General features: G+C 72.0%; 26 protein-coding genes. 7 read left to right on the plus strand and 19 right to left on the minus strand.

Annotated features, from left to right (window positions below; translation table 11 throughout):
- Window positions 1-63: 63 nt before the first annotated feature.
- Complete coding sequence (locus ACCP09_RS24950; RefSeq protein ID WP_020419763.1) at window positions 64-351, plus strand: MGMT family protein; 288 nt, start codon at window positions 64-66, stop codon at window positions 349-351.
- On the opposite strand, the gene ACCP09_RS24955 is transcribed toward ACCP09_RS24950, so the two are convergent.
- The 3 genes from ACCP09_RS24955 to ACCP09_RS24965 form a co-directional block, all read right to left on the minus strand.
- Entirely contained in the window at window positions 333-1,451 is a 1,119-nt protein-coding gene (locus ACCP09_RS24955; protein ID WP_433750699.1) for an alpha/beta hydrolase family protein, read from the minus strand. The genes ACCP09_RS24950 and ACCP09_RS24955 overlap by 19 nt on opposite strands.
- A gap of 295 nt (window positions 1,452-1,746) precedes the next feature.
- Window positions 1,747-2,553: a uroporphyrinogen-III synthase gene (locus tag ACCP09_RS24960; RefSeq protein WP_378334759.1), complete on the minus strand. Its 807-nt coding sequence runs from the start codon at window positions 2,551-2,553 to the stop codon at window positions 1,747-1,749.
- Window positions 2,546-3,511, minus strand: a complete 966-nt coding sequence (locus ACCP09_RS24965) for a helix-turn-helix transcriptional regulator (protein WP_017986978.1) — start codon at window positions 3,509-3,511, stop codon at window positions 2,546-2,548. Before ACCP09_RS24965 ends, ACCP09_RS24960 begins: the two co-directional genes overlap by 8 nt.
- 62 nt (window positions 3,512-3,573) lie before the next feature.
- Between ACCP09_RS24965 and ACCP09_RS24970 the strand changes: the two genes are divergently transcribed.
- Both ACCP09_RS24970 and ACCP09_RS24975 read left to right on the plus strand, forming a co-directional pair.
- Window positions 3,574-3,966, plus strand: coding sequence for a DUF3224 domain-containing protein (locus ACCP09_RS24970; protein WP_433750704.1), 393 nt, complete (start codon window positions 3,574-3,576; stop codon window positions 3,964-3,966).
- A complete protein-coding gene (locus tag ACCP09_RS24975) occupies window positions 3,966-5,087 on the plus strand; it encodes a DNA glycosylase AlkZ-like family protein (protein WP_433750707.1) in 1,122 nt (373 codons plus the stop codon). The genes ACCP09_RS24970 and ACCP09_RS24975 overlap by 1 nt, the downstream gene beginning before the upstream one ends.
- Window positions 5,088-5,443: 356 nt before the next feature.
- Here the strand turns inward: ACCP09_RS24975 and fabG are convergent, their stop codons facing one another.
- The 11 genes from fabG to ACCP09_RS25030 form a co-directional block, all read right to left on the minus strand.
- On the minus strand, window positions 5,444-6,184 hold the full coding sequence (gene fabG / locus ACCP09_RS24980; protein ID WP_123683808.1) for a 3-oxoacyl-ACP reductase FabG: 741 nt from the start codon (window positions 6,182-6,184) through the stop codon (window positions 5,444-5,446).
- A 43-nt stretch (window positions 6,185-6,227) separates the two neighbouring features.
- Entirely contained in the window at window positions 6,228-6,911 is a 684-nt protein-coding gene (locus ACCP09_RS24985) for a sirohydrochlorin chelatase (protein WP_027932353.1), read from the minus strand.
- The gene (locus ACCP09_RS24990; RefSeq protein WP_123683810.1) at window positions 6,908-8,020 is read right to left on the minus strand and encodes a uroporphyrinogen-III synthase; all 1,113 of its coding nucleotides are present in this window, start codon (window positions 8,018-8,020) and stop codon (window positions 6,908-6,910) included. Before ACCP09_RS24990 ends, ACCP09_RS24985 begins: the two co-directional genes overlap by 4 nt.
- Complete coding sequence (gene nirD, locus ACCP09_RS24995; protein ID WP_433750712.1) at window positions 8,017-8,367, minus strand: nitrite reductase small subunit NirD; 351 nt, start codon at window positions 8,365-8,367, stop codon at window positions 8,017-8,019. Before nirD ends, ACCP09_RS24990 begins: the two co-directional genes overlap by 4 nt.
- A complete protein-coding gene (gene nirB, locus ACCP09_RS25000) occupies window positions 8,364-10,907 on the minus strand; it encodes a nitrite reductase large subunit NirB (RefSeq protein WP_027932356.1) in 2,544 nt (847 codons plus the stop codon). The genes nirD and nirB overlap by 4 nt, the downstream gene beginning before the upstream one ends.
- Window positions 10,908-10,938: 31 nt before the next feature.
- Complete coding sequence (locus ACCP09_RS25005) at window positions 10,939-12,321, minus strand: nitrate/nitrite transporter (RefSeq protein ID WP_027932357.1); 1,383 nt, start codon at window positions 12,319-12,321, stop codon at window positions 10,939-10,941.
- 25 nt (window positions 12,322-12,346) lie between these two features.
- Window positions 12,347-13,789: an FAD-dependent oxidoreductase gene (locus ACCP09_RS25010; RefSeq protein WP_433750716.1), complete on the minus strand. Its 1,443-nt coding sequence runs from the start codon at window positions 13,787-13,789 to the stop codon at window positions 12,347-12,349.
- A complete protein-coding gene (locus ACCP09_RS25015; protein WP_433750755.1) occupies window positions 13,786-15,798 on the minus strand; it encodes a molybdopterin oxidoreductase family protein in 2,013 nt (670 codons plus the stop codon). The genes ACCP09_RS25010 and ACCP09_RS25015 overlap by 4 nt, the downstream gene beginning before the upstream one ends.
- 195 nt (window positions 15,799-15,993) lie before the next feature.
- Window positions 15,994-16,797: a TIGR02569 family protein gene (locus ACCP09_RS25020; RefSeq protein ID WP_378334755.1), complete on the minus strand. Its 804-nt coding sequence runs from the start codon at window positions 16,795-16,797 to the stop codon at window positions 15,994-15,996.
- Between the two features lie 40 nt (window positions 16,798-16,837).
- Entirely contained in the window at window positions 16,838-17,365 is a 528-nt protein-coding gene (locus ACCP09_RS25025) for a helix-turn-helix domain-containing protein (RefSeq protein WP_433750720.1), read from the minus strand.
- Complete coding sequence (locus ACCP09_RS25030; RefSeq protein ID WP_433750723.1) at window positions 17,362-17,598, minus strand: hypothetical protein; 237 nt, start codon at window positions 17,596-17,598, stop codon at window positions 17,362-17,364. The genes ACCP09_RS25025 and ACCP09_RS25030 overlap by 4 nt, the downstream gene beginning before the upstream one ends.
- A 10-nt stretch (window positions 17,599-17,608) precedes the next feature.
- Between ACCP09_RS25030 and ACCP09_RS25035 the strand changes: the two genes are divergently transcribed.
- Entirely contained in the window at window positions 17,609-18,166 is a 558-nt protein-coding gene (locus tag ACCP09_RS25035; RefSeq protein ID WP_433750726.1) for an alpha/beta hydrolase family protein, read from the plus strand.
- A 50-nt stretch (window positions 18,167-18,216) separates the two neighbouring features.
- On the opposite strand, the gene moeZ is transcribed toward ACCP09_RS25035, so the two are convergent.
- The 3 genes from moeZ to ACCP09_RS25050 form a co-directional block, all read right to left on the minus strand.
- Complete coding sequence (gene moeZ / locus ACCP09_RS25040; RefSeq protein WP_017986964.1) at window positions 18,217-19,395, minus strand: adenylyltransferase/sulfurtransferase MoeZ; 1,179 nt, start codon at window positions 19,393-19,395, stop codon at window positions 18,217-18,219.
- A gap of 100 nt (window positions 19,396-19,495) precedes the next feature.
- Window positions 19,496-20,572: a DUF3152 domain-containing protein gene (locus ACCP09_RS25045; RefSeq protein WP_433750730.1), complete on the minus strand. Its 1,077-nt coding sequence runs from the start codon at window positions 20,570-20,572 to the stop codon at window positions 19,496-19,498.
- Window positions 20,573-20,696: 124 nt separating this feature from the next.
- A complete protein-coding gene (locus ACCP09_RS25050) occupies window positions 20,697-21,707 on the minus strand; it encodes an alpha/beta fold hydrolase (protein WP_433750733.1) in 1,011 nt (336 codons plus the stop codon).
- Between the two features lie 84 nt (window positions 21,708-21,791).
- Between ACCP09_RS25050 and ACCP09_RS25055 the strand changes: the two genes are divergently transcribed.
- The gene (locus tag ACCP09_RS25055; protein ID WP_027936128.1) at window positions 21,792-22,433 is read left to right on the plus strand and encodes a TetR/AcrR family transcriptional regulator; all 642 of its coding nucleotides are present in this window, start codon (window positions 21,792-21,794) and stop codon (window positions 22,431-22,433) included.
- Here the strand turns inward: ACCP09_RS25055 and ACCP09_RS25060 are convergent.
- On the minus strand, window positions 22,430-23,323 hold the full coding sequence (locus ACCP09_RS25060) for an alpha/beta fold hydrolase (RefSeq protein WP_123683818.1): 894 nt from the start codon (window positions 23,321-23,323) through the stop codon (window positions 22,430-22,432). The genes ACCP09_RS25055 and ACCP09_RS25060 overlap by 4 nt on opposite strands.
- Window positions 23,320-24,225: an AurF N-oxygenase family protein gene (locus ACCP09_RS25065; RefSeq protein WP_400989396.1), complete on the minus strand. Its 906-nt coding sequence runs from the start codon at window positions 24,223-24,225 to the stop codon at window positions 23,320-23,322. Before ACCP09_RS25065 ends, ACCP09_RS25060 begins: the two co-directional genes overlap by 4 nt.
- 50 nt (window positions 24,226-24,275) lie before the next feature.
- Between ACCP09_RS25065 and ACCP09_RS25070 the strand changes: the two genes are divergently transcribed.
- Together ACCP09_RS25070 and ACCP09_RS25075 are read left to right on the plus strand one after the other, a co-directional pair.
- A complete protein-coding gene (locus tag ACCP09_RS25070; protein ID WP_433750738.1) occupies window positions 24,276-25,043 on the plus strand; it encodes a TetR/AcrR family transcriptional regulator in 768 nt (255 codons plus the stop codon).
- A complete protein-coding gene (locus tag ACCP09_RS25075; protein WP_020419785.1) occupies window positions 25,033-25,350 on the plus strand; it encodes a DUF4873 domain-containing protein in 318 nt (105 codons plus the stop codon). The genes ACCP09_RS25070 and ACCP09_RS25075 overlap by 11 nt, the downstream gene beginning before the upstream one ends.
- Window positions 25,351-25,367 lie beyond the last annotated feature (17 nt).

Below are 25,367 nucleotides of genomic sequence, written 5' to 3' on the forward strand. Positions count from 1 at the left end.
GCATGGAATCACGACCGTCCGACAGAACCGGGGACCGGCACACCTTGACGGTAGTTTGGTCACGTGGACGAGGAGCTGCACGAGCGGGTGCGCGAGGTGGTCGCGACCGTGCCGCCGGGGAAGGTCGCCACCTACGGCGACATCGCGGCGATCGCCGGCGCCCCGTCACCCCGGATGATCGGCCGGATCCTGTCCGAGGACGGCGCGGACCTGCCGTGGCACCGGATCCTGCGCGCCAACGGCACGCCCGCGCCGCACCTCGTGCACCGGCAGCTGGAGCTGCTCCGGGCCGAAGGCGTGCTGGCGGACGGTCAGAAGGTCAACCTGAAGACCTACCGCTGGCAGCCGTAGAGCCGCTGGCCGAAGAACTCGACGAGGCTCGTCCGCTGGAACTCCAGGCTGTGGGCGGCGTCGACGTCGCCGATCCAGGGCGCGGTGACCGCTGGATCGACGCCGAGCCGGGGCAGCAGGAACTGGTAGTCGGTGTAGCTGAAGTGCTCGCCGCCGGCGAGGTGCCGCTGCTCGACCGGGCCGCGCCGGTTGTCCAGGAACTCCTGCCAGGACCCGTCCGTGCCGGCGCTGTGGTCACCGGCGCTCATCAGCAGGAACGGCCGGTCCAGGCCCTGCTCGACGGCCTGCCCGAAGATCCGGTCGCGCTGCGAGTAGGCCATGCTGCCGTCCAGGTTGGCGCCCGCGTCGATCCGCGGGTCGGCCAGCATCGTCTCGGCCGTGGTGAACCCGCCTGCCGAATGCCCGAACATGCCGATCCGGGTCAGGTCGAGCGAGCGGCCCAGCCGGGCGGGCAGCGCACGCCGCGCGACGTCCGGGTTGCCGCCCCGCGCGAGGACTTCGAGCTGGTCGAGGACGAACCGGGCGTCCGCGACGCGGGTGGCGATCATCCGACGGCCGACCTCGACGCTCTGCGGTGGCAGGGAGCCGCGCACCAGGCGGCCGTCCGGGAACTCCACCACGGACGTCTCGCCGGGATGGTCGAACGCGACGGTGACGTATCCCCGGCTCGCGAGCTCCTCCAGCTGGGTGGTCGCCAGCGCGCGAGGCTGCTCGGCGCCCGGTGTGTAGAGCACGACGGGCAGGCGCCCCGCGGCGACGGGCGCGCCGGAACGCGCGTTGGTGGCGAAGCCATAGTCCAGCCGGGACGGGTCCATGCCGATCCGGGCGGCGTCCGCTTCGGCGATCACGGCGGCGGCGCCGGGCGTCAGGTACGGCGCCCGCGGGCCACGGTCGTGGATGGCGGGGTAACGCACCGTCGCCATCAGCTCGCGGTCGCGGGCCTGGTCGACCAGGTGCAACTCGGTGACGCCGACGGCGAACGGGCCGGACGGTGCCGGCAGGGCGAGTGACGTGTCGGCCGACGCCGGGACCACGGTGAGCGCGAAGGCGGCGGCGGTGAGCAGCGCGAGACTGCGGATTGTCGATCTTGGTTTGACCATGCACCGAACCTAGGAAGCGGCGGGGCGGGGCACATCCGGTCGCGGCCCGGAGATCGTCCCCTAGGTGTAGGGATCATGGACGTTGTTGACGGTGCGGTCGTTGAGTCGGGTTGATCAAGGCGGTTGCGCCGGTTTCAGGAGGACGGTGAGGCCGGGTTGGCCGCCCGCCCGAGTCGCCCGCCGCACCTCCCCGACCCGAACGTCTGCGGAGGTGGAGCGCAAGGTTCTGCACGTGCGGCAGGATCGCCGGCTCGGCCCCGCCCGGATCGCCGGGCTCCTGGACGTGCCACTACACCTAGGTGCCCAGCTCCGCCACCAGCAGCTTGACCAGCGCACCGAGCCGCTGCCGCTCCGGCTGCAGGGTCGGCACCCCGGCGTCGGTGAACGGCGCGGCGGTCACCGGCCCGACGCAGGCGCACACGACGTCGCCACGCAGGGCGCGCACCAGGTCGTCGTAGGTGCCGCGTTCCCGGGCCAGGTTCAGCATGTTCGCGCTCGCCGGGGCGCTGGTGAACGCGAGCGCGTCGACCCGGCCGTCGAGGACGCCGTCGAGCAGCTCGTGCGCCGGGTGCAGGTCGGCGGGCCACTCCCACCGGTACGGCTGCACCTCGATCACCCGCGCGCCGGCTTCGCGCAATGGCGCAGTGTGCTCGGGCAGCGGCGAGCCGTGCAGCTGGACGGCCAGCCGCGCGCCGGCGACACCGGCTTCCAGGAGGTGCCCGAACAGCTGCCGGTTGCTCTCCTCGGGCGCGGCCCACTCCTCGGTGAGCCCGACGCCCCGCACCGCGCCCTTGCCCTTCGGGCCGCGGACGAACACCCGCGCCCTGGTCAGCGACGCGAGCAGGTCGTCGCGCAGTCCCCACCCCTCGGCGGCCTCGATCCAGCCGCGGAAACCGGCGCCGGTGGTGACCGCGAGGACGTCCAGCGGCTCGGCGAGGACCTCCTCGGTCGCGGCGCGCAGCCGGGCGTCGTCGGGCAGCGGCACGATGTGGATCAACGGCGCGTGCCGCACCGTGGCGCCGTTGCGTTCCAGCGCGCCGATGAACTCCTCGGCCCGCCGCTCCGCGGTCACCCCGATCGTGATTCCGCTCAGGTCACCCATAGAACGCACCCATCCGGCCCACCGCGGCCGCCACCCGGTCACGCAGGTCGGCGGGCTCGAGCACCTGCAGCTCGGGCCCGAACCGCAACAGCTCCCCGAGCGCCGGGGCGCCGGGTTCCACCGGTAACTCCACGCGCAACCACCCGTCTTCGTCCGGAACCGCACGGCACTCCCGCAGCGCGCGAGCGCCCACCGCTCCCAGGTAGAACGGTACGAGTTCGCGGCCCAGCGGGGAAAGCCGGACGACGGCGACCCGCGGGTACATCCGCCGCTCGAACTGCTCCGACCACTCCCGCCAGTAGGCGGCGAGGTCGAACCCGGCCGGGCGCTCGAACGCGGCGCCGGGTTCGAGCGAGAGGATCCGCGACACCCGGTAGGTCCGGGTCGCACCGTCGCAGTGCGCTGCAAGGTACCAGTTCCCGGCCTTGAGGATGAGCCCCAGCGGCTCCAGCAGCCGGTTCGTCTCGCTGTTGTCCCACCGCCGGTACCGGACCGAAACACGCCGCGAATCCCACACCGCCTGGGCCACCTCGGCCAGGTGCGGCAGGCTCTCGATGCCGCGGAACCAGCCGGGCACGTCGAGCACGAACCGCTCGGCGACCTTGCCGGCGCGGCCGCGCAGCTCGTCCGGCAGTGCGGCGTACAGCTTGAGCTGCGCGGCGGTCAGCACGGTGCCCAGGCCCAGCTCGGCGGCCGCGTCGGGCAGCCCGGCCAGCGGGAGCGACTGCGCCTCCTCCCCGGTCAGCCCGGTCAGGCGGGTGCGGTAGCCGTCGAGCAGCCGGTAGCCGCCCGCCCGGCCGCGTTCGGCGTAGACCGGCACCCCGGCAGCCGACAGCGACTCGATGTCCCGGTACACGGTCCGCACCGACACTTCGAGCTCCTCCGCCAGCTCCTCGGCGGTCATCCGACCCCGGTTCTGCAGGAGCAGCAGCACCGACAGCAACCTGCTCGCGCGCATGGGCTCATTATCGCCGGAAAACCTGACAGAAGGTGTCAGGCAAGGGGGTCAGACTTGGTGCCATGACCAACACTTTCACCATGCGGACCTGGGACGAGAAGGTCGTGAGCGGCCCCGAGGACGGGCCCCGGTACGCCCACGCGCACGCCACGTTCACCTACTCCGGGCTGATCGAGGGCGAGTCCGCCTGCGACTACCTGCTGTACTACCCGGGAGAGGGCTACACCGGCAGCACGCAGACAGCGCCGGGGTTCGAGCGGATCGAGGGCAGCGTGGACGGCCGCAAGGGCAGCTTCGTCATCCGGCACGACGTGTCGTACGGCGCGGACGGCATCCGGGGCACGTTCACCGTCGTCGAGGGCTCGGGCACCGGTGAGCTGGCGGGGCTGGCGGGCACCGGGACGATCGGAGGGACGAGCGAGACCGTGAACTACACCTTCGACCACCGGCTGTGATGCTCGACGTCGACCGCGAGCAGGTGCTCGCCCACCGGATCGCGGCGCAGGGTCTGCACCGCGACGTCGCGGACGCGGCCGGGCTGGCCGTGTTCGACCTCGGCGTGCAGAGCACCCAGCGGGAGACGGCGGCGATAGCGCTCGCGGCACGACTGCCCGGCCCGGTCACCGAGGAGTCCTTTGTGGAGGATCCGCGGTTCGTGCTGGCGTGGACGCACCGCGGCGCGCCGCATTTCCACCGCGCGGACGAGATCGGCCGGGTCACCGCCGCGCTGGTCCCGCTCGACGAGGACGACGCGATGGCGCGGATGGGCTGGCAGCGCAAGCAGGTCGAGGCGGCCGGGATGAGCGCGGTGGACGGCCTGTTCACGGCGGCGCGGGCGATCCGGAAGGTCGTGACGCGGGTGATGACCAAGGGGGCGGTGAGCGAGGCCGTCACGAAGATCATCCCGGCCGGGTTGTCGTACTGGTGCCGCGGTTGCCAGGCCACCCACATCCTGGAGCAGGTCATGCGGCTGGCGGCGATCCACGGCGGGGTGCGCCTGGAGGCCGGCGCGCAGCCCGCGGCGCTCGCGCCGCTGGAGGGCAGGTCGCGGATGCGGACCACGCCGGATCTTGAGGCGGCGATGCACGTTGTCCGGGACTACCTGCACCTGCACGGCCCGGCGACGCCCAAGGAGGCGGCGGATTTCGTCGGCACGAAGACGGCGATCGCGAAGCGGATGTGGCCGGACGACCTGACGCCTGTGCGCTTCGCGGGCCGCGAGGTGTGGTTGCCGTCCGGGGATGTGGCCGCGCTGGAGAACCCGCCGGAGCCCGACCTGCTGCGGTTGCTGCCGCCGTGGGACCCGTTCCTGCAGTCGCGCGACCGGGCGGTGCTGGTGCCGGACCGGGCGCGGCAGAAGGAGGTGTGGAAGATCCTGGGCAACCCCGGAGCGCTCCTCGCGGGCGGCGAGGTGGCCGGCGTGTGGCGGACGAAGGGCAGCGGCCGCAAGCGCCTGGACTTCACGATCACCGCCTTCGACCCCCTGCCGCCCGCCGCACGGAAGGCGGCGGAAGAGGAGGCCGAACGCGTCGCGCGAGCACGGGGGTTCGCGGATCTGCGGGTGAGCTGGGGCTGACGCGCCGGGCCGGGCGCCCCCGGCGTAAGCGGGCCGGGCGCGACGCGGCGGATTGGCCGGGGCAGCGTGGCGGATTGGGCAGGCGCGGACAAGCCACGGTTGGCCAGGGCGCGGACCAGGCCACGGCTAGGCGCGGCGCGAGCAGGCCGCGCGCACGCCGGATTGGCACGGCGCGACCCGGCGGATTGGCACGGCACGGACAAGCCACGGTTGGCCAGGGCGCGGACAGGCCGCGGCTGGGCGCGGCGCGGCGCATTGGGCAAAGCGCGGCGCGGCGGATTGGCCACGGCGCGGACAGGCCGCTGCCCGGCCGGACGCGGCGAACCACCCGTGAGCTCACCGCAGCGCGCGTGAGCTCAGCGCAACGCGCTGCCGATGCTGATCCCGCCGTCGACGTCGAGCACGACCCCGGTCACGTACCCGGCCGCCTCGGAGCACAGGAACGCCGCGGCCTCCGCGATGTCCTCCGGGTCGCCGATGTGCCCTGCAGGCACCCGCGCGGCGAGCTTCGCCCGCGCCCGCTCGTCCATCGACGCCAGCATCGGGGTCGCGATCAGCCCGGGCGCGATCGCGTTCGACGTCACGCCGTGGCGGGCGCCTTCGAGCGCGATCGTGCGCGCCATGCCCACCACACCGGCCTTCGCCGCGGCGTAGTTGACCTGCCCGAAGTTGCCGCGCCAGCACATCGACGAGAACGACAGCAGCCGCCCGTACCCCTGCCGCTTCATCACCGGGAACACCGCGCGGCTGCAGTTGAACATGCCGCGCAGGCTGACGTTCAGCACCGCGTCCCACTCGTCGTCGGTCATCCGCTCCAGCCGGTTGTCGCGGATCACGCCGGCGTTGTTGACCAGCACGTCCACCCGCCCGAACTCGAACAGCGCCTCCGCGACCCAGGAGTCGACCTGCTCGGGATCGGACACGTCGACCACCGACGTGCGCACATCGATGCAGTCGACCGCCGTTTCCTTCAGCGCACCCTCGTTGACGTCGCACAACGCGAGCGACGCCCCCTCGTCGGCGAACCTGTGCGCCATGGCCCGGCCGAGCCCCTGCCCGGCACCGGTGATCAGAACGACCCTGTTCGTGTAACGCATCACGAAAACAGAAACTACTGTTTCATCAAGCGAACCACAAGGGTCAGGCGGCCACCGCGAGCTGCCGCTGCGCCTGCTGGTACCTGGCCAGCACCAGGTCGACGACGTCCGGGTGCACACCGAGCGGGTCCGCCACCACGTCCGCGCCCGCCTCCAGCACCTTCCGCTGGAACAGCCCCGGCGCGAGCAGCCACGACGCCACCGCCACCCGCCGCCCGCGGCCTCGCGCCCTGGCGACCGCGTCCGCGATCGAGGGCCGCGCCGTCGCGACGTAACCCACCTGCACGGACACGCCCAGCAACGCGCCCAGCGCATCCGCGGCGACCCGCACCTCGGCCAGCGCACGCGGATCGCTGGAGCCCGCCGCGGCCAGCACGACCGCGTCGCCCGCGCGATAACCCGCCCACTCCAGCCGGTCGCGCATCACGCCGACCAGCTCCGGCGCCGGGCCGAACGGGCCGGCCAGCAGGACGTTCCGGTGCCCGCTCGCGGCGATCTGCGCCGGGATGTCGGTGCGCACGTGGTAGCCGGCCGCCAGGAACGCGGGCACGACGATCGCCTGGTAGCCGCGCACCGAGTCGAGCACCGTGGTGACGTCGGGCTGCCGCACGTCGGCGTAGGCCACCCGCACCGGCACGGGCGTCTCGGCCCGCACCCGGTCGGCCAGTTCCTCGATCACCCGCGCGCCCTGCGGGTCCCGCGTTCCATGCGCTGCCAGCACGATCATCGTTCCACCGCCAACCGGTATCCGCGCTTCACCACGGTCTGCACGAGCTTCCCCTCACCGAGCGACGTGCGCAGCCGCCCGATCGCGGTCTCCACCGCGTGTTCCTCACCGCCGCTGGGCAGCGCGGACGTCAGCTCCCGGCGCGACACCACCCGTCCGGGCTCGCGGGCCAGCGCCCGCAGCACCGCCATCGGCGCGGGCGCCACCTCACACAGCTGACCGTCCACAATGGCCGCCTGTCCGCGCAGCTCGATGAGCCGCCCGGCCGCGCACAGCTTGGGCGACCGCTCGACCAGCGCCTGCGCCACCGTCCGCGCCAGCGCGCCGATCCGCGCCCGCTCCGGCTGCACCGTGGGGATCCCGACGGCCGCCAGCGGGGCGGCGGTGATCGGCCCGACGCACGCGACCAGCACCCGGTGCGTCAGCGCGTCGACCAGCGCCGCGAGACGTCCGGTGCGCTTGGCCATGGCCAGCGTGCTCGCCGCGGCCGGGGCGCTGGTGAACGGCAGCGCGTCCACCGAACCGTCCAGCACCGCGTCGATCAGCCGGTCCAGCGGCCCCGGGTCGGAGGGCCCCACCCAGCGATACACCGGCACCTCGATGACCTCGGCCCCGGCCTCCCGCAACGACTCCACGAAGTACGGCAACGGCTCGCCGTGCAGCTGCACCGCGATCCGCTGACCCTCCACACCGGACTCCAGCAGGTGCTGGAGCAGCTCGGCGCTGCTCTCCGAGGCGGGCGAGTAGATCTCGGACAGCCCGGCCGCCCGGATCGCGCCGCGCGCCTTCGGGCCGCGGGCCAGCAGCGACGCCTTGCCGAGCTGGTCGACCAGCGCCTCGCCGAGGCCCCAGCCCTCTGCTGCCTCGACCCACCCGCGGAACCCGATGCCGGTGGTCGCCACGACCACGTCGACCGGCTCCTCCAGCATCCGCACGGTCGCGGCGTGCAGCTCGGTGTCGTCGGCGAGCGGCACGATCCGGATCGCCGGCCCGTACCGCACGGTCGCGCCCTTGCGTACCAGCAGCGCGCCGAGCTCGTCCGCGCGGCGCGCGGCCGTGATGCCCACCGCGAAACCGGCGAGCGGGAGGATTCCGGAGGAATCGATCATGGTTGGATGTACACCACGCCCTCGATCACCCGCACGGGATACTTCCGCACAGCCACCGTTTCGTCCTCCAGAGAGTAGCCCGTGGCCAGCTCGAAACGGTGTTTCAGCATGGGTGATGCGACGTGCGGCACACCCTTGACGTCGCCGATGATCCCGCGGGACAGCACGGCGGCCTTGGTGAACGGATCCACATTGGACAGCGCGTAGACGTCGTCGGTGACGGTGCGGAAGATCGCCACCTGCCGTCCGTCCGGCAGCAGCGCGGCCACCCCGCGACCGGGGATCAACCGGTCGAACCGGCAGATCTCGACCACCTCCGTGGCGCGCTTCTCCTCCACCGCGGTCATCGCGAAACCACCTCCGGGACACCCAGCAGGACGGGCACTTTCTGCTCTCGTTCCGCCCGGAACGAGATGGTCGGGTCCGGCGTGCCCGGCGCGTTGACGAACGACGTGAACCGGGCGAGCTTCTCCGGGTCCTCCAGCACGCCGCGCCACTCGTCGGCGTAGTTCTCCACGTGCTTGGCCATCGCGGCGTCCAGCTCCTCGCAGATGCCGAGCTTGTCGTCGACGATGACCGCGCGCAGGTGGTCCAGCCCGCCGTCCATCTCCTCGACCCACGGCGCGGTGCGCTGCAGGCGGTCGGCGGTGCGGACGTAGAACATCAGGAACCGGTCGATGTAGGTGATCAGCGTGTCCTTGTCCAGGTCGGACGCCAGCAGCTCGGCGTGGCGCGGCAGGGCGCCGCCGTTGCCGCCGACGTAGAGGTTCCAGCCCTTCTCTGTGGCGATCACGCCGAAGTCCTTGCCGCGGGCCTCCGCGCACTCACGGGCGCAGCCGGACACCCCGGCCTTGAGCTTGTGTGGCGAGCGCAGGCCGCGGTAACGCAGCTCCAGCTCGACAGCCAGTCCCACGCTGTCCTGCACGCCGTAGCGGCACCAGGTCGAGCCGACGCAGGACTTCACCGTGCGCAGCGACTTGCCGTACGCGTGGCCGGACTCCATGCCCGCGTCCACCAGCCGCCGCCAGATGTGCGGCAGCTGGTCCACGGTCGCGCCGAACAGGTCGATCCGCTGCCCGCCGGTGATCTTGGTGTAGAGGCCGAACTCCTCGGCGACCTCGGCGATGACCTTGAGCTTCGCCGGGGTGATCTCGCCGCCGGGGATCCGCGGCACCACCGAGTAGGTGCCGTTGCGCTGCATGTTCGCCAGGAAGTGGTCGTTGGTGTCCTGCAGCGTGGCCTGCTCGCCGGCCAGGACGTGCCCGCCGTCGCGGTCGGTCGTGTCCAGCGTGGCGAGGATCGAGGCCACCGCGGGCTTGCAGATCTCGCAGCCCGCGCCGGTGCCGTGCTTGGCGATCAGCTCGCCGAACGTGGTGATGCGGGTGGCGCTGAGGATCTGGAACAGCTCCTGGCGCGAGTAGGCGAAGTGCTCGCACAGCGCCTTGGACTGCTCGACCCCGCAGGCGTCCAGCAGCTTCGCGAGCATCGGCACGCACGAACCGCAGGTCGTGCCCGCCTTGGTGCAGCCCTTGATCTTCGCGACGCTGTCGCAACCCTGGTCGTGGATCGCGCTGGTGATGGCGCCCTTGCTGACCGCGTTGCACGAGCAGATCTGCGCCTCGTCGGGCAGCGCGTCCACTCCCACGGCGCTGGAACCGCCCTCGGGAGCCAGCATCGCGGCCGGGTCCGCCGGCAGCGGGCTGCCGACCAGCGGCCGGAGCAGGTTGTAGGCGCTCGCGTCGCCGACCAGCACACCGCCCAGAAGGAGTCGTCCGCCCTGCTCATCGGGTTCGGACACCACGAGCTTCTTGTAGTACCCGCCGACGGCGTCGGAGAGCACGACCTCGACCGAGTTCTCCGTGGTGGCGTGCGCGTCGCCGAAGCTGGCCACGTCCACGCCCATCAGCTTGAGCTTGGTGGAGAGGTCCGCGCCCGGGAACTCGCCTGCCCGGCCGAGCAGCTGCGCGGCGACGATCTCGGCCATCGTGTAGCCCGGCGCGACCAGGCCGTAGCAGCGGCCCTCGACGGCGGCGCACTCGCCGACCGCCCAGATGTCCGGGTCGCTCGTGCGGCAGGCCAGGTCGGTGATGATGCCGCCGCGCTCGCCGACCGCCAGACCGGACGAGCGGGCCAGGTCGTCGCGCGGGCGGACACCGGCGGAGAACACCACCAGGTCCAGGTCCAGCTCGGTGCCGTTGGTGAGCTTGGTGAACAGGCGGTCGCCGTCCTGCTCGATCTTCTCCGCCGACGTTCCGGTGTGGACGGTCAGGTCGAGGTCGGTGACCAGCTTGCGCAACAGCCGGCCACCGCCGTCGTCGACCTGGATCGGCATGAGCCGCGGCGCCATCTCGACCACGTGCGGCGACAGGCCCATGTCCCGCAGGGCCTTCGCCGCCTCCAGCCCGAGCAGGCCACCACCGACGACCATCGCCGCGGCGCGGCCGCGCTTGGTCGCCTTCGCGTGCTCGACCGCGGCCCGGATCGCGTCCAGGTCCTCGATCGTGCGGTAGACGAAGCAGCCCGGCAGGTCGTGGCCGGGCACCGGCGGCACGAACGGCCGCGAGCCGGTGGCCAGCACCAGCGCGTCGTAGGCCTGCACGTGGCCGGACGCGGTGGTCACCTTCTTGGCCGCCCGGTCCACGGACGTGACCGGGTCGCCCAGCCGCAGCTCGACGAGGTCGTCACCCGCGTAGTCCGAACCGGACAGGGTGAGCGCCTGGACGTCCCAGCCATCCACGTAGGAGGTCAGGGCCACCCGGTCGTAGGCCGGGCGCGGCTCCTCGGCGAGCACGACGACCCGCCAGGCGCCCTCGGTGTCCTCGGCCCGCAGTGCCTCCACCAATCGATGGCTCACCATGCCGTTCCCGACGACGACGAGTGTGCGCATTACCGAAACCTCCTGCTTGCTTTCTCTTGCTTCAGACCCGGGCGCCGGCCAGAGCCAGCCCGCGCTCGCTCACCGGGGCGTCCGACTTGCGGAGGTACACGGCCCAGGTGAGGACGAAGCAGATCCCGTAGAAGACGAGGAACCCGACGAACGCCGGGACACCGCTCTTGGTGTCCAAGAAGGACTGGCGGAACGCCAGGTTGATGAACAGGCCGCCGAGCGCGCCGATCGCGCCGGCGAGGCCGATCAGGGCGCCGGAGCGCTTGCGGGCCTTGAGCAGCTCGGCCGCCTCGTCCGCGCCGGCCGCGATCGCCGCCTTGGCCTTGGTGCGGAAGATGGCCGGGATGCTCTTGTAGGTCGAGCCGTTGCCGATCCCGGTGAGGACGAACAACACGATGAACGCGGTGGTGAACAACGCCAGCGACTTCGTGTTCGACGCGATGATCAGGATGACGGTCATCGCCGCCATGCCGACGAACGTGGTGAACGTGACCCGCGAGCCGCCGAGCTTGTCCGCCAGCCAGCCACCGGCCGGGCGGGAGAACGAGCCGAGCAGCGGGCCGAGGAAGGTGACCGCGGCGGCCTGCAGCGGGGTGCGGCCGAACTGGTTCTGCAGCACGAGGCCGAAGGCGAAGCTGTAGCCGATGAACGAGCCGAAGGTGCCGATGTAGAGGAACGACATCACCCACGTGTGGGCGTCGCCGATGATCTCCCGCATCGCCTTCTTGTCGTTCTTCACGGACGCGATGTTGTCCATGAACAGCGCCGAGCACAGCGCCGCGACGACGATCAGCGGGATGTAGATGAACAGGATGATCCGCGGCGCGCCGGTGCCCGCCGTGGCGATGATCAGCAGGCCGAGCAGCTGGATCACGGCGACGCCCAGGTTGCCGCCGCCCGCGTTCAGGCCGAGCGCCATGCCCTTGGCCTTCTCCGGGAAGAACGCGTTGATGTTGGTCATCGAGGACGCGAAGTTGCCGCCGCCGACACCGCCCAGCGCCGCCACGATCAGGAAGCCCCACAGGGGGGTGCCGGGCTCCATCACGATCGCCGCGCCGACGCTCGGGATCAGCAGCAGCAACGCGCTGACGATCGTCCAGTTGCGACCGCCGAACTTCGCCACCGCCCAGCTGTATGGCAGCCGCGCGATCGCGCCGACCAGCGTCGGCGTTGAGGTCAGCAGGAACTTGTCGGCGGCCGAGAATCCGTACTGCGGCCCCATGAACAGCACCATGACCGACCACAGTGTCCAGATGGAGAAGCCGATGTGCTCGGAGAAGATCGAGAACCACAGGTTGCGGTTGGCGATCTTCTTGCCGGTGCTCTCCCAGAACGACTCGTTCTCGGGCTCCCAGTGCTCGATCCAGTGCTTGCGCCCGCTGGGCGCGGTGGTGTCGCTGGCAGTCGTCGTCATCCCTGCTCCTTCAATGCGGAAAGGTCTAGGCGGTGGTCGCGAGCCAGTCGGCGATGCCGCACACGGCGTCGCGGCAGCTGCCGCATCCGGTCGTCGCTCTGGTCACGGACGCGAGTTCGGTGACGTCGGTGGCCCCGGCGCGGAATGCCTCGACCAGCCGGCCCTTCGTCACGGAGTTGCACCGGCAGACGACGGCGGCCGCCGGGATGTCGGCGGGGCTCGACGCGACGGTCGCCCCGCCCGGCAGCGCGCGCCCGAGCAGGACGGCGAGCCGGTCTTCGGGAACCGGGACACCCCGGTCGAACAGGTGCGTGATGTTCGCGGCGGCGTCCGGCGCACCCAGCAGGATCGCCCCCGCCACCCGCTCCCCGCGGACGACGAGCTTCGCGTAGCGGCCCCGGGTGGGGTCGGTCAGGCAGACGACCTCGGCGTCCGGGTCGGCGGCGTCGGTGTGCACGTCGCCGAGCGCGGTGAGGTCGATGCCGCGCGCCTTCAGCTTGGTGATCACCTGCGTGCCGCGGTACCGCGCGGACACGTCGGCGCCGGTCAGCAGGTCGGCCAGCACCTTGGCCTGCTGCCAGGCCGGCTCGACGAGGCCGGACACGGTGCCGGGGTGCTGCGCGCAGTCGCCGATCGCGTGGATGCGGCCGTCACTGGTGCGCAGCGCGCCGTCGACCAGGACGCCGCGGTCGACCTCCAGACCGGCGTCGACAGCCAGGGTGGTCTCGGCCCGCACACCGGTGCTGACGACGACCAGGTCGGCGTGCACCTTGCTGCCGTCGTCGAGCTTGAGCCCGTCGCCCGGCAGGTACCGGGCCGCGCCGGCGCCGAGCTTGAAGTCGATGCCCAGCTCGCCCAGCGCCTTGGCCAGCACGCCACCCGCGCCGGCGTCGAGCTGCCGTTCCATCACGTGGCCGACCGGGTGCACGACGGTCACCAGGTTGCCGCGCCCGGCCAGGCCGCGGGCGGCCTCCAGGCCGAGCAGCCCACCGCCGAGCACCGCGACCGGCGCGCCGGCCTTGGCCGCGTCCAGGATGCGGTCGCAGTCGTCCAGCGTGCGGAAGGTGACCACGCCCGGCGCGGGTGTCCCGTCGTCCAGGGTCAGGCCCTCGACCGGCGGCAGCCACGGGCGGCTGCCGGTGGCCAGCACCAGCGCGTCGTAGTCCACAGTGGACCCGTCGCTGAGCCGGACCCGCCGGGCGGCGCGGTCGATGTGCTCGGCCTTGACGTCCGTGCGCAGGTCGACGTTGTGCGCGGCCGCCCAGCCGGCGTCGTGCAGGCGGACCATCTCCGGGCGCATCGTGCCGGCGACGACGGCGGAGAGCAGGACGCGGTTGTACGCGGCGTGCGGCTCCTCGCCGATCACGGTCAGCGTGACGCGGGTGCCCTCCGGATCGCGGGCCCGGATCTCGTCGGCGAGCCGGGCCCCGGCCATGCCGTAGCCCAGCACCACCACCTTGCGGGTCATTCCGCACCGTCCTTCGTGGTCAGGCGAACCGCGCACACCTTGAACTCGGGCATGCGGCTCGTCGGGTCCAGGGCGGGGTTGGTCAGCAGGTTCGCCCGCTGCGCGCCGGGGAAGTGGAACGGCAGGAACACCGTGTCCGGCCGCATCGAGGCGATGCACCGCACCCGCGCGGTGGTCTCCCCGCGCCGGGAGACCACCCGCGCCCAGTCGCCGTCGGCCAGTCCGGCGCGGGCGGCGGTGTCCGGGTGCACCTCGACGTAGGCCTCGGGCACCACGTCGTTCAGCTCGCCGACCAGCCGGGTCTGCGCCCCGGACTGGTAGTGCTGCAGCACCCGGCCGGTGGTCGCGATCAGCGGGAACTCGTCGTCGGTCGGCTCGGCCGGGCCGCGGTGCTCGACCGGGACGAACCGCGCGCGGCCGTCCGGGTGGGCGAAGGTGTCCAGGAACATCCGCGGCGTCCCGGCGTGCGCGGCGCCGGTCACCGGCCAGTACAGCGCCTCGCCGTCGTGCAGGCGCTCGTAGGTGACGCCGGAGTAGTCCGCGAGCCCGCCCCTCGAAGCCTCGCGGAGTTCGGCGAACACCGTCTTCGCCTCGACCGGGAAGCGTCCGGCGGGCTGGCCGAGGCGCTGCGCGAGTCCACTGAGGACCTCCAGGTCGTTGCGGACGCCGGCGGGCGGGTCGATCGCCTTCTGCCGCAACAGGATGCGGCCCTCCAGGTTCGTCATCGTGCCGCTCTCCTCGGCCCACTGCGTGACCGGGAGTACGACGTCGGCCATCGCGGCGGTCTCGGACAGCACGAAGTCCGCGACGACGAGGAGGTCCAGGCTGCGCAACCGGTCCGCGACGTGCGCCGAGCGCGGGGCGGACACCACGACGTTGCTGCCGAACACGAGCATTGCCTTGGGGCCGGTTTCGGTGCCCAGCGCGTCGAGCAGTTCGTAGGCCGAGCGGCCGGGTCCGGGCAGCTCGGCGGGGTCGACCCCCCACACGCGCGCGACGTGCTCGCGGGCGGCCGGGTCGTCGATCTTGCGGTAACCGGGCAGCTGGTCGGCCTTCTGGCCGTGCTCCCGCCCGCCCTGGCCGTTGCCCTGGCCGGTGAGGCAGCCGTAGCCGGAGCCTTCGCGGCCGGGCAGGCCGAGCGCCAGCGCCAGGTTGATCCAGGCGCTCACGGTGTCCGAACCGCTGGCGTGCTGCTCGGTGCCGCGCGCGGTGAGGATGTAGGCGTTGCGGGCGTTCGCCAGCAGGGTGGCGACGCGACGCTGGTCGGCGGCGGCGACACCGGTGATCCGCTCGACGCGCTCGGGCCACCAGCGGGCCGCGATCTGCCACACCGCGTCGAAACCGCGGGTGCGCCGCTCGACGTAGTCGCGGTCGAACCGGCCCTCGGCGACCAGCGCGTGCAGGATGCCCAGCGCCAGCGCGAGGTCGGTGCCCGGCGCGGGCGCGAGGTGCAGGCTCGCCTGGTCCGCGGTCGGCGTGCGGCGTGGGTCGACCACGACCAGCCCGCCGGTGTCGATGGCCCTGCGCAGGTGCTGCATGAACGGCGGCATGGTCTCGGCCGGGTTGGCGCCGATCAGCAGGACCGCGTCCGCCCCGCCGACGTCGGTCAGCGGGAACGGCAGCCCGCGGTCCAGGCCGAACGCCTTGTTGCCCGCTGCCGCCGCGGACGACATGCAGAACCGCCCGTTGTAGTCGACCTGCGAGGTGCCCAGCGCGACGCGCGCGAACTTGCCGAGCAGGTAGCTCTTTTCGTTGGTGAGGCCGCCGCCGCCGAACAGGGCGACCCCGTCCCGGCCGTGCTCGGCCTGGACCTCGGCGATCCGGCGCGCGACGAGGTCGAGCGCGTCGTCCCAGGTCGCGGGCACCAGCTCGCCGTCGACCCGGACCAGCGGCGTGGTCAGCCGCGCCGGGGTGGTGAGCAGGCTGCCCGAGGTCCAGCCCTTCTGGCACAGGCCGCCGCCGTTGGTGGGGAACTCGCGGGGTGCGACGGCGGTGCCGGACAGGCTCATCCCGCACTGCAGGGCGCAGTAGGGACAGTGGGTGGCCACCTTGACCTGGGGTTCCGCGGTGAGCGTCACGCGCACCTCCTTCCGCCTCTGCCCAGAGACGGTAGGAACGGCGTGTTACCTGAAAACTCCCGAATGTTTCAGGCGTTTGACATTGCTACGGCATTTCGAGGGATGCCCGGTGAGAAGTGACCGGCGCTACAGGATCTCACTCACCGCGGCCGCGGCGGCACGCAAACCGTCCAGGGAAGCGGCCGTGGCACGCGGGCTGAGGGCGTTGCCCGCCAACCGGAACAGCACGGCGCGCAGCAGGAGCTGGGGCCATTCCGGCAGGTGGGACCAGCGCTGCAGGAAGTCGGGGGCGGCGTCGCCCCAGGCGACCGCGTCGACGGCGGCGACCGCGGCGCCCCATTCGGCGGGCCGGTAGAACGGGTCGAAGTCGACGATGCCGGGCGGGGCGTCACCGTCGAAGAGGACGGCGCCGAAGAGGTCGCCCGGCACGACCTGGTCCGGCAACCCCACGGGTCTTCGCGCCACGGCGAGGACTTCGAACCAGCGGCCGCCCTTGGCCTCGTCGACCGGCACCTCGGCCTCACCCCACGCGACGCGGTCGGCGATCCCGTCCGGATCGGTGCGCGCGGCGAGGTGCTTCGGGCGCGGCAGGCCGGTGAGGGCGTGGGCCAGTTTGAGGGCGGCGAGCATGATCTCGTCGTGCCGGTGCTCGGGCGCGCCGTCGAGGTAGCGGCGGGCCGCCCACCCGGCGACGATCCACCGCCCGTCCCTGGCGCGCTGCGGCCGGGCGATGCGCAGGTCGGGGACGTCGAGGGCGTGCATGGTGCCGGCCAGCCAGAGCGCCTTCGGCCGGTCCCGCACCGGGGTCAGGACGGTGTCGCCGCAGCGGTGCGCCCGGCCGCCCGGCAGCGGCTCGGGGGTGGTGTGCTGGAGGCCGAACGCCATCAGGACAGTCGCCGGTGGCTGACCTGCTCTCGGACCGTCGGGCACCGCCCGAGGTTACCCCGTGACGACGACGTTTTTCCCGCGTTCAAGCGGTCGGTTCGGCCGCCGGGAAGAGGATCGGGCTGAGCAGGTAGCGCGCCCGTTGCGCGGTGGGCTGGTTCGCCAGCCGGGGCGCGATCGCCGCGCGCAGGTCGGCGATCAGCGCCTCCAGTTCGTCCCGGCTGAGCCAGACGGCGTGCTGCCGGAACCCGACCAGATCGGCGGCCGGGTCCGCGCCGTCGCGGTCGAGGTAGGCCCCGAACTCGGCGACCAGCGCGGCGACCGCGGTGGTGAACGCCCGCCGGTAGTCCTCGGCGGACAGGCCCTCGGCGTCGACGACCGCGCGCTCCTGGCGCAGCCGGTAGCGGCGCTCGACTGCGCCACGCACCCGCCGCTCCTCGGCGACCTCCAGTACCCCGCCGCCGGTGAGCACGTCCACGTGCCGGTAGAGCGTGGCCTTCGAGACGTCGGGCACCAGGTCGCCCAGCTCCGCGGTGGTCAGGGAGCGCCCGCCGCGCATCGCGTGCACGATCCGCAGCCGGACCGGGTGGGCGAGCAGCTCCAAGGTGTTCACGAGGCGTCGGGCACGTACTCCTCGGCCATCGTCTGCGCGCCGGCCCGCTTGTCGAACCGGACGACGGCCAAGCCACGGCTCGCCAGACCCCACGCGAGGTCCTTGAGCGGCTTGTTCGGTCCGGTCGTCTCGTCGCGGTCCTGCGGCCCGGCACCGACGGGCAGCGTCAGCGTGCCGGCGACCGCGCCGACCGCGACCTCGTACTCACGCGCCGCCGTTCGGCTGCTGGCCACGCGGCCGGAGGTGGACCGGGTGTTCCTCGCCGGGCACAGCATGGGCGGCAAGGTCGCGCCCCGCGTCGCCGCCGCCGAGCCGGTCGCCGGGATGGTGCTGCTGGCCGCGGTCGCACAGCCGATGCACGAGGCCGCGGTCCGCGTCGCCCGGCACCTCGACTCGTTCGGGGCACTGCCGGACGGTTTCCTGGACACGATCGTCCGGCAGGCCACGTTGGTCGGCGGCCCGGACCTGAAACCATCGACCCCGGCCGCGGACCTGCTGTTCGGCTTCCCCGCGTCGTACTGGCTGGACCTGCGCGACTACGACCCGGTGGCGACCGCCGCCGCGCTGGACGTGCCGATGCTGATCCTCCAGGGCGGCCGCGACTACCAGGTGACCGTCGACGAAGACCTGGCCCGCTGGCGCGCGGGCCTCGCCCACCGCGCGGATGTGGACATCCGCGTCCACGATGCCTGCGACCACCTGTTCTTCCCCGGTACGGAAGCCTCCCGGCCCGAGCAGTACACGCACCCGCGGCACGTGGACGAGGCGGTGGTCGACGACATCGCCACGTGGTTGAAGTAACGAAAAAGCCCGCCGCGGCAAACACCGCGGCGGGCCCCTTCCGGCAAGCGTCAGTACGTCGGCAGGCTCTGGTCGATCTGCCGCGCCCAGGCGAGCACGCCGCCACCGAGGTGCGTGGCGTCCTTGAACCCGGCCCGGTGCAGCGCCGCCAGCGCCTCCGCCGAGCGGGCGCCCGACTTGCAGTGCAGCACGATCGGCTTGTCCTGCGGCAGCTCCGCCAGCGCCTCGCCCGACAGGATGCGGTCCTTCGGGATCAGCTTGGCGCCCTTGATGTTCACGATCTCGTACTCGTGCGGCTCGCGGACGTCGATGAGCTCGAAGTTCTCACCCGCGTCGAACTTGGCCTTCAGCTCCGCCGGGGTGATGGTGCTGCCCGACGCCGCCTGCTGCGCCTCGTCCGACACGACACCGCAGAACGCCTCGTAGTCGATCAGCTCGGTGATCTTCGGCGTCTCCGGGTCCTTGCGGATCTTGACCTCGCGGTACTTCATCTCCAGCGCGTCGTAGCTGATCAGGCGGCCGAGCAGCGGCTCGCCGATGCCGGTGATCAGCTTGATCGCCTCGGTCACCATGATCGAGCCGATCGAGGCGCACAGCACGCCCAGCACGCCACCCTCGGCGCACGAGGGGACCATGCCCGGAGGCGGCGGCTCGGGGTAGAGGTCGCGGTAGTTCAGGCCCTGACCGTTCGGCGCGTCCTCCCAGAACACGCTGACCTGGCCCTCGAACCGGAAGATCGAACCCCACACGTACGGCTTGCCCAGCAGCACGGCGGCGTCGTTGACCAGGTAACGGGTCGCGAAGTTGTCCGTGCCGTCCAGGATCAGGTCGTAGCCGCGGAAGACGTCCAGCGCGTTCGCGGTGGTCAGCTGCTCGGTGTGCAGGATGACGTTGACGAACGGGTTGATCTCGGCGATCGACTCCTTGGCCGAGACGGCCTTGGGCTTGCCGATGTCGGACTGGCCGTGGATGACCTGGCGCTGCAGGTTCGACTCGTCGACGACGTCGAAGTCGATGACACCGAGCGTCCCGACGCCCGCGGCGGCGAGGTACAGCAGCGCGGGGCTGCCGAGGCCGCCCGCGCCGATGACCAGCACCTTCGCGTTCTTCAGCCGCTTCTGCCCGTCCATCCCGACATCCGGGATGATCAGGTGCCGACTGTAGCGGGCCACCTCTTCCTTGGTGAGTTCGGCCGCCGGCTCCACGAGCGGCGGCAGCGTGCCTGCCATCGGTCCTCCAAAATCGCGCGGCTGTCGTTGTCGCTTCCCCAAGTATCCACAACACGGAGCGCGACCGGACTCTTCCCGCCGTCCCAGGATGTGGAACCGGTCAGCCGGCCGGAGCCGAATCGCCGAACTGCAGCACCGGCCAGGCGTTCGGGACGCAGGTCTTGCCGTCGGCGGGCACGGCCTTCGAGTTGTACTGGTCGACCGCGTTCAGCTGGGCCACGTAGTTGTTCGACACGCCGAAGGTCTGCTGCATCATCACGGGCGCCAGCGCGCCGTTCTCCTGGCAGCCCACATGCGATTTCCCCAGCGCGTGCCCGACCTCGTGGTTGATCGCGTACTGCCGGTACATCCCGAGGTCGGTGAACGCGAGCCCGCCGCGGACCCACCTGGCGAGGTTGATCACCACGCGGTGGTCGAAGGACCGCGAGTAGCAGGAGGTCGGGAACGGGATGCTGAACCCGCACACGTCCGGCCGCTTGGCGGTCTCCGGGGTGGTGAGGCTCACGCGGAAGTCGATGTCCGGGTAGTCCGCGCCGACGCGCTGCAGCTTGACCTTGCCGGTGCCGATCCAGCTGCGCACGTCCGACAGCGTCCGCTCGACGGCGCTGGCGAAGGCGTCGTCGCCGGCGTAACTGGCCGCGTCGATGCCGTTCTCGACCTCGATCGTGTAGTGGTACAGCTTCCCGCCGCTGCCGGCCTCCTTGCCGCTCACGCCGTCGCTCGGCACCGGGACGACGTGGTAGGCCATGGAGCCGCTCTGCGTGAAATCACCGCCGGTCGGCAGCTCGGCGGTGGGGATGTTGAGGTCGCGCGGCGCGGCCGGTTGTTCGGAGAGCGCGCTGTCCCCGCCCTGCGCGGCGCCACCGTCGACGGTCTGCGCCGCGGAGTCCGTCTGCGGCGAGGCAGGCTCGGTCGCGGTGTTGAACACCACCAGGACGGTGATCACGACGAGGACCGGCAGCGCGTACACGCGCCAGCCGTAGGCGCCGACGAGACGGCCCACCTTGCCCTTGCGGCGCCGCTCCCGGCGGGCTTCCTCCGGGTCCTGCTCGAGCTGCGCCTGCGGCGGCTTCCACGACGCGGCGAGCGGCTCGGCCTGCACGCGCCGCGCACGCGGCCGGTAGCGGTCCTCGCTCAGGCGAACCGACGGCCGGCCCGACGGGGGCGCGTACTGCACTCGCCGTCCTTCGCCACGCTCGCCGCTGCTCGCCCGCTTCACGGCTCCCAGATTGCCACATGCGCAGAGTTACGCAACGCGCGACCAAGCCGTCACGGAGCGGGCTCGGAGTAACTCGAATGGGCTACCACGAACCGGCGGCGACCGCCTCCCACATACCCAGAACAGCCTTCGCTACGACAACCGGGCGTTCCATTTGCGCCACGTGGCCGGTCCGCGGCAGCACGAGGAGCCGCCCGCGCGGCAACAGCTTCGCGGTCCGGGCCGCCCGGCGGACCGAGATCACCTTGTCCTCGGTGCCCCACACGACCAGCGTGGGAACCGTCACGTTGGGCGTCACCCGCCACAGCGACGCGGCGCCCCGCGCGAACCAGGTGCGGAAGATCCCGAACGTGCTCCGCGACATCGCCGCGTTCGCCCAGGCCAGCTCGGCGCGGGCGCTGTGCTCCTCGACCAGCTCGGCCATCCGGTGCTCGGGGAAGGAGTCCGGGTCGGCGAAGCACAGCTTGATGACCAGCTTGGCCCGCTGGTGCGCGGTGTAGGCGGCGAGCTTGCGCCGGGCGCGGCGGCCGACGATCGGCAGGTAGGCCAGCGCCATCAGCGGGTCGGACAGCCGCCGCGGGTCCGGTCGCCGGTCCGGCATCGCGGGCGAGATCAACGTCAGCGTCTTGACCAGCTCGGGGTGCCGGGCCGCGACGAGCAGCGACACCGCGCCGCCCATCGAGTTGCCGATGAGGTGCACCGGGCCGGCGCCGAGCCCCTCCGCGAACCTGGCGACCACCTCGGCGTGCGCGTCGAGGCTGAAATCGAAGGCGCGTTCCGGCTCGGAGAACCCGAAGCCGGGCAGGTCGATCGCCGCTCCCCCGGCCGTCGGCGCCAGCAGGGCGGCGAGGTCCGTCCAGTTCGTCGACGACCCGCCGAGGCCGTGCACGTAGAGGACGGTCTCCTCCGCCGCGCCCGGCGTGCGCCGGACGTGCAGCGACACGCCCCCGACCTGCTCGGTTTTCCCCGGCCACGGCGGGAGTTTCGGGTCGAGTTCGGGTAACTCACGAGTGGACAGCGGTACGTGCGTGACGGGCACCCTGGGCGCCCCGGAATCCGGGGACGGCCGGGAAGCCGGGACGGTGTCGGTCATCAATCCAGGATGCCTACCCACCCGGCCCTTGGCGACTCGGCGATACCGGCGAGTAATCTCGAACGGGTTCTTTGGGAGGAAAGCATGACGGAGACTGCGGCGGCGCAACAGCGGGGAGTCCGGCTACCCCGGACCGAGCGGCGCGCTCAGCTTCTGGCCGCGGCGCAGCGGGTCTTCTCGGCAAACGGGTACCACGCGGCGGCCATGGACGAGATCGCCGAGCAGGCGGGGGTCAGCAAGCCCGTGCTGTACCAGCACTTCCCGGGCAAGCTGGACCTCTACACCGCGCTGCTGGAGAACCACGTCGACGAGCTGGTCGCGCGCGTGAACGAGGCGCTCGCCTCGACCACCGACAACAAGCTCCGCGTGCGGGCCGCCGTCGGCGCGTTCTTCGACTTCGTTGCCAGCGAAACCGGCGCCTTCCGGATGATCTTCGAGTCCGACCTGCGGGGCGAGCCCGTCGTGCAGGAGGCCGTCGACCGCGCCACCACCGAGTGCGTCAACGCGATCACGGACACCATCACCGCCGACGCGGGCCTGGACGAGGGCCGGGCGCGCCTGCTGGCGGTCGGCCTGGTCGGGTTGAGCCAGGTCAGCGCCCGGTTCTGGCTGGCCCACCACAGCACGATGAGCCGTGAGGAGGCGGTGTCGCTGACCGCGACGCTCGCCTGGCGCGGCATCGGCGGCGGCTTCCCGCTCCAGCACACGCCAGGCGAGCCCGCCTAGTTCTCCAGCAGGCGGCTCAGCCGCTTCGCGACCTCGCGCGTCCGCTCGTAGGTCAGCTCGTGACCCGCGCCGGGGAAGAGCACGAACTCCGCCTCCGGCAACTCCTCGGCGATCACGCGCGCGTGGTGCACCGGCGTGATCCGGTCCCGGTCGCCGACCATGACCACGGTCGGCTTCTCCCGCAGCGTGGCCAGCGCCTTGCGCCGGTCGTGGTCGGACATCGAGTCCCGGAAGCCGCCGACGCTGCGCGGGTGCGCACGCAGGAACTGCTCCGTCATCGCCCGCACGTCGGCCCGCCGCACCTTCTTCCCGAACGCCAGCCACTTCACCGACGGCCGGGCCAGCGGCGCCGGGATCGGCACGTGCTCGGCGCCCCAGCGGTTCAGCAGCCGCCCGAACGTCTTGTCGACGCGCGCCGCCACCCGTCCGGCCCGCCCGTTCAGCCCGAGCGTGAGCCGGTCCATGTCGCAGCACGAGGTGGCGATGAACGCGACCCCGTCCACCCGCGATTCGACCAGCTCCGGGTGCCGCTCGGCCAGCGCCATCACGGTCATCCCGCCCATCGAATGCCCGGCCAGTACGAGCCTGCCCTCCGGCGCCAGCTCCGCGATCAGCTCAGCGAGGTCGTCGGCCAGCTGCGCGACCGTCGCCGTCCCCGGCTTCGCCGGCTCCGACCAGCCGTGCCCGCGGTGGTCGTAGCGCAGCACCTGGACGCCGGTCGGCAGCAGCGGCAGGACCGGGTCCCACTCCAGGTGGTCCTGCGTCCACGCGTGCACCAGCACCAGGGTGACCGCGGCATCGCGCGGTCCGGACAGCTCGACGTGGAGGGCGGTGCCGTCGCTCGTGGTGAAGCGACGGTCCGTCCCCCTCCGACGGACCGTCGCCGTCATCGGGCCCCCAGCAGGAAGGACTTGCGCCACCAGTACGTGCCCGGCTGGCCGACGAGCCCGGCGTCGCCCAGGAACGCCATGATGCGCTCGCCGGACCAGCGGAGGGTCTCGTGCCAGTGCGGGTTGTTCATGGCCGCCTCCCACGCCTCGCGCGGGTTGAGGCCGACCGCCTTGTAGACGCGCGGGTTGATCAGGCTGCGGGTGATCGCGAAGCTGACCACGGCGATGAGCCAGCGCTGGTAGAACAGCTCGGCCTTGTTCAACTTCGCCATGCCGCGGGTGACCTCCTCGCGGGCGAAGGTCACGTGCCGCGCCTCTTCGAGCACGTGGATGCGGTTGACCATGCGCACCAGCGGCTGGATGTCCTCGTCCGCCATGCTCTCCCGCTGGATCCGGTCGAGGATCTCCTCGGCGACCAGGATCGAGCCGTACAGCGCGGGCCCGTAGCCGATGAACGGCAGCAGCTTGCCCAGGCGGTGCACGATCTTCACCGGGCCGTACGCCGGCGCGCCGACGGCCTCGACCGACCGCGCGAACATCGTCGAGTGGCGGCACTCGTCGGCGATCTCGGCGAGCGCGTACTGCACGTGCCGCGTGGTCGGGTCGGAGTTGTAGACCTCCTTCAGCAGCAGTTGCATCAGCAGCACCTCGAAGAAGATGCCGTTGCTGGCGATGCTCGCCAGCTCGTGCTTGCCCAGTTCGAGCCGCTGTTCCTCGGTGAGCCGGTCCCACAGGTGCGTGCCGTAGAGCGAGCTGCGGCGCTCCAGCTGGAAGGGCTTGCCCTCGGCCAGCGGGGCGGACCAGTCGATGTCGACGTCGGGGTCGTAGAACTTGTTGGCCGAGGACTTCAGCAACCGGTCGGCGGTCTTCTCGCGGCCGTGGTCGTCCAGCGTTCGCGTCATCGCGTGCTCCCCACATTGTGTAACCCGTGGTAACAGTTACCTCTGGTAGCATGAGGCGCGTGACGGATCGTGTCAAGCGCAGCGGCAAGCACCCCTCGGCAGGCGAGCCTACGACCGGCGACGCGCGCCGGGACCGGTGGCGCAAGCACCGGGTCGAGCGCCGGGCCGAGTTCGTCGAGGCGGCGCTGAAGGCGCTGGACGAGCGCGGTCCGGACCTGGCGATGGACGACGTGGCGGTCGCCGCCGGGGTCACCAAACCGGTGCTGTACCGGCACTTCGCGGACAAGGCCGACCTGTACGACGCGCTCGGCCAGCGGGGCACCGAGCTGCTGTTCTCGCGGCTGGTCCCGGCGATCAACGCGGAACTGGCGCCGGTGCCGCGGATCCGCATGGCACTGGACGCGTTCTTCACCGTCATCGAGGAGCACCCGAACCTGTACCGGCTGCTGGTGCGCGGCTCGTTCGCGGGCAAGCCGGCCGACGCCGACGTCGTGGCCGAGGACAAGGAACTGATCGCCACCGCGCTGACCGCCCTGCTCGGCGACTACATGCGGATGTTCAACATGGACTCCGGCGCGGCCGAGCCGTGGGCGTACGGGATCGTCGGGATGGTTCAGAACACCGGTGAGTGGTGGCTGGAGCGCCGGTCGATGAGCCGGGACAGCGTCGTGGAGTACCTGACGCAGATCATCTGGGCCGCCATCGACGGGCTGGCCCGCCAGCACGGGGTCACGATCGACCCGAACAAGCCGCTGGAGGAGAACAAGATCGTCCAGCTCGGACGGGTGCGCCCGAAGGAGGAGACGGATGTCGGCTGACGACGAAGACGGCTACACCGGTCCCGCGACGGTGGTGGTGGACGGCGCCGAGGTGCCGGTCGAGGTGGAGCTGAGGGGCCACTTCCAGCCGATCGACGGCTACTACCGCTGGTACGGCCGCATCGCGCCGAGCGCCCGGCTGGACGAGCTGTGCGGCGGCCGCAAGAAGAAGGGCGAGATCCGCACCCCGGACGGCTCCGCCACCGGCGAGCTGTCCGACCCCGACCCGTGGGGGCGGTACCGCATCCTGGGGACGAGCACGCCGCCGTTCACGGTGCCGAAAACACTCGCCGAACTGGCGGACTAGGTGTGCTGTTCGGGGAC

The sequence above is a fragment of the Amycolatopsis sp. 3B14 genome (genome assembly GCF_050958625.1).
Taxonomy (GTDB): domain Bacteria; phylum Actinomycetota; class Actinomycetes; order Mycobacteriales; family Pseudonocardiaceae; genus Amycolatopsis_E; species Amycolatopsis_E thermoflava.

Coding starts and splice junctions, on each gene's coding strand:
- ACCP09_RS24955 (WP_433750699.1), bottom strand. CDS start 1,451: ATGGTCAAACCAAGATCGACAATCCGCAGTCTCGCGCTGCTCACCGCC.
- ACCP09_RS24960 (WP_378334759.1), bottom strand. CDS start 2,553: ATGGGTGACCTGAGCGGAATCACGATCGGGGTGACCGCGGAGCGGCGG.
- ACCP09_RS24965 (WP_017986978.1), bottom strand. CDS start 3,511: ATGCGCGCGAGCAGGTTGCTGTCGGTGCTGCTGCTCCTGCAGAACCGG.
- ACCP09_RS24970 (WP_433750704.1), top strand. CDS start 3,574: ATGACCAACACTTTCACCATGCGGACCTGGGACGAGAAGGTCGTGAGC.
- ACCP09_RS24975 (WP_433750707.1), top strand. CDS start 3,966: ATGCTCGACGTCGACCGCGAGCAGGTGCTCGCCCACCGGATCGCGGCG.
- fabG (WP_123683808.1), bottom strand. CDS start 6,184: ATGCGTTACACGAACAGGGTCGTTCTGATCACCGGTGCCGGGCAGGGG.
- ACCP09_RS24985 (WP_027932353.1), bottom strand. CDS start 6,911: ATGATCGTGCTGGCAGCGCATGGAACGCGGGACCCGCAGGGCGCGCGG.
- ACCP09_RS24990 (WP_123683810.1), bottom strand. CDS start 8,020: ATGATCGATTCCTCCGGAATCCTCCCGCTCGCCGGTTTCGCGGTGGGC.
- nirD (WP_433750712.1), bottom strand. CDS start 8,367: ATGACCGCGGTGGAGGAGAAGCGCGCCACGGAGGTGGTCGAGATCTGC.
- nirB (WP_027932356.1), bottom strand. CDS start 10,907: ATGCGCACACTCGTCGTCGTCGGGAACGGCATGGTGAGCCATCGATTG.
- ACCP09_RS25005 (WP_027932357.1), bottom strand. CDS start 12,321: ATGACGACGACTGCCAGCGACACCACCGCGCCCAGCGGGCGCAAGCAC.
- ACCP09_RS25010 (WP_433750716.1), bottom strand. CDS start 13,789: ATGACCCGCAAGGTGGTGGTGCTGGGCTACGGCATGGCCGGGGCCCGG.
- ACCP09_RS25015 (WP_433750755.1), bottom strand. CDS start 15,798: ATGAGCCTGTCCGGCACCGCCGTCGCACCCCGCGAGTTCCCCACCAAC.
- moeZ (WP_017986964.1), bottom strand. CDS start 19,395: ATGGCAGGCACGCTGCCGCCGCTCGTGGAGCCGGCGGCCGAACTCACC.
- ACCP09_RS25050 (WP_433750733.1), bottom strand. CDS start 21,707: ATGACCGACACCGTCCCGGCTTCCCGGCCGTCCCCGGATTCCGGGGCG.
- ACCP09_RS25055 (WP_027936128.1), top strand. CDS start 21,792: ATGACGGAGACTGCGGCGGCGCAACAGCGGGGAGTCCGGCTACCCCGG.
- ACCP09_RS25060 (WP_123683818.1), bottom strand. CDS start 23,323: ATGACGGCGACGGTCCGTCGGAGGGGGACGGACCGTCGCTTCACCACG.
- ACCP09_RS25065 (WP_400989396.1), bottom strand. CDS start 24,225: ATGACGCGAACGCTGGACGACCACGGCCGCGAGAAGACCGCCGACCGG.
- ACCP09_RS25070 (WP_433750738.1), top strand. CDS start 24,276: ATGAGGCGCGTGACGGATCGTGTCAAGCGCAGCGGCAAGCACCCCTCG.
- ACCP09_RS25075 (WP_020419785.1), top strand. CDS start 25,033: ATGTCGGCTGACGACGAAGACGGCTACACCGGTCCCGCGACGGTGGTG.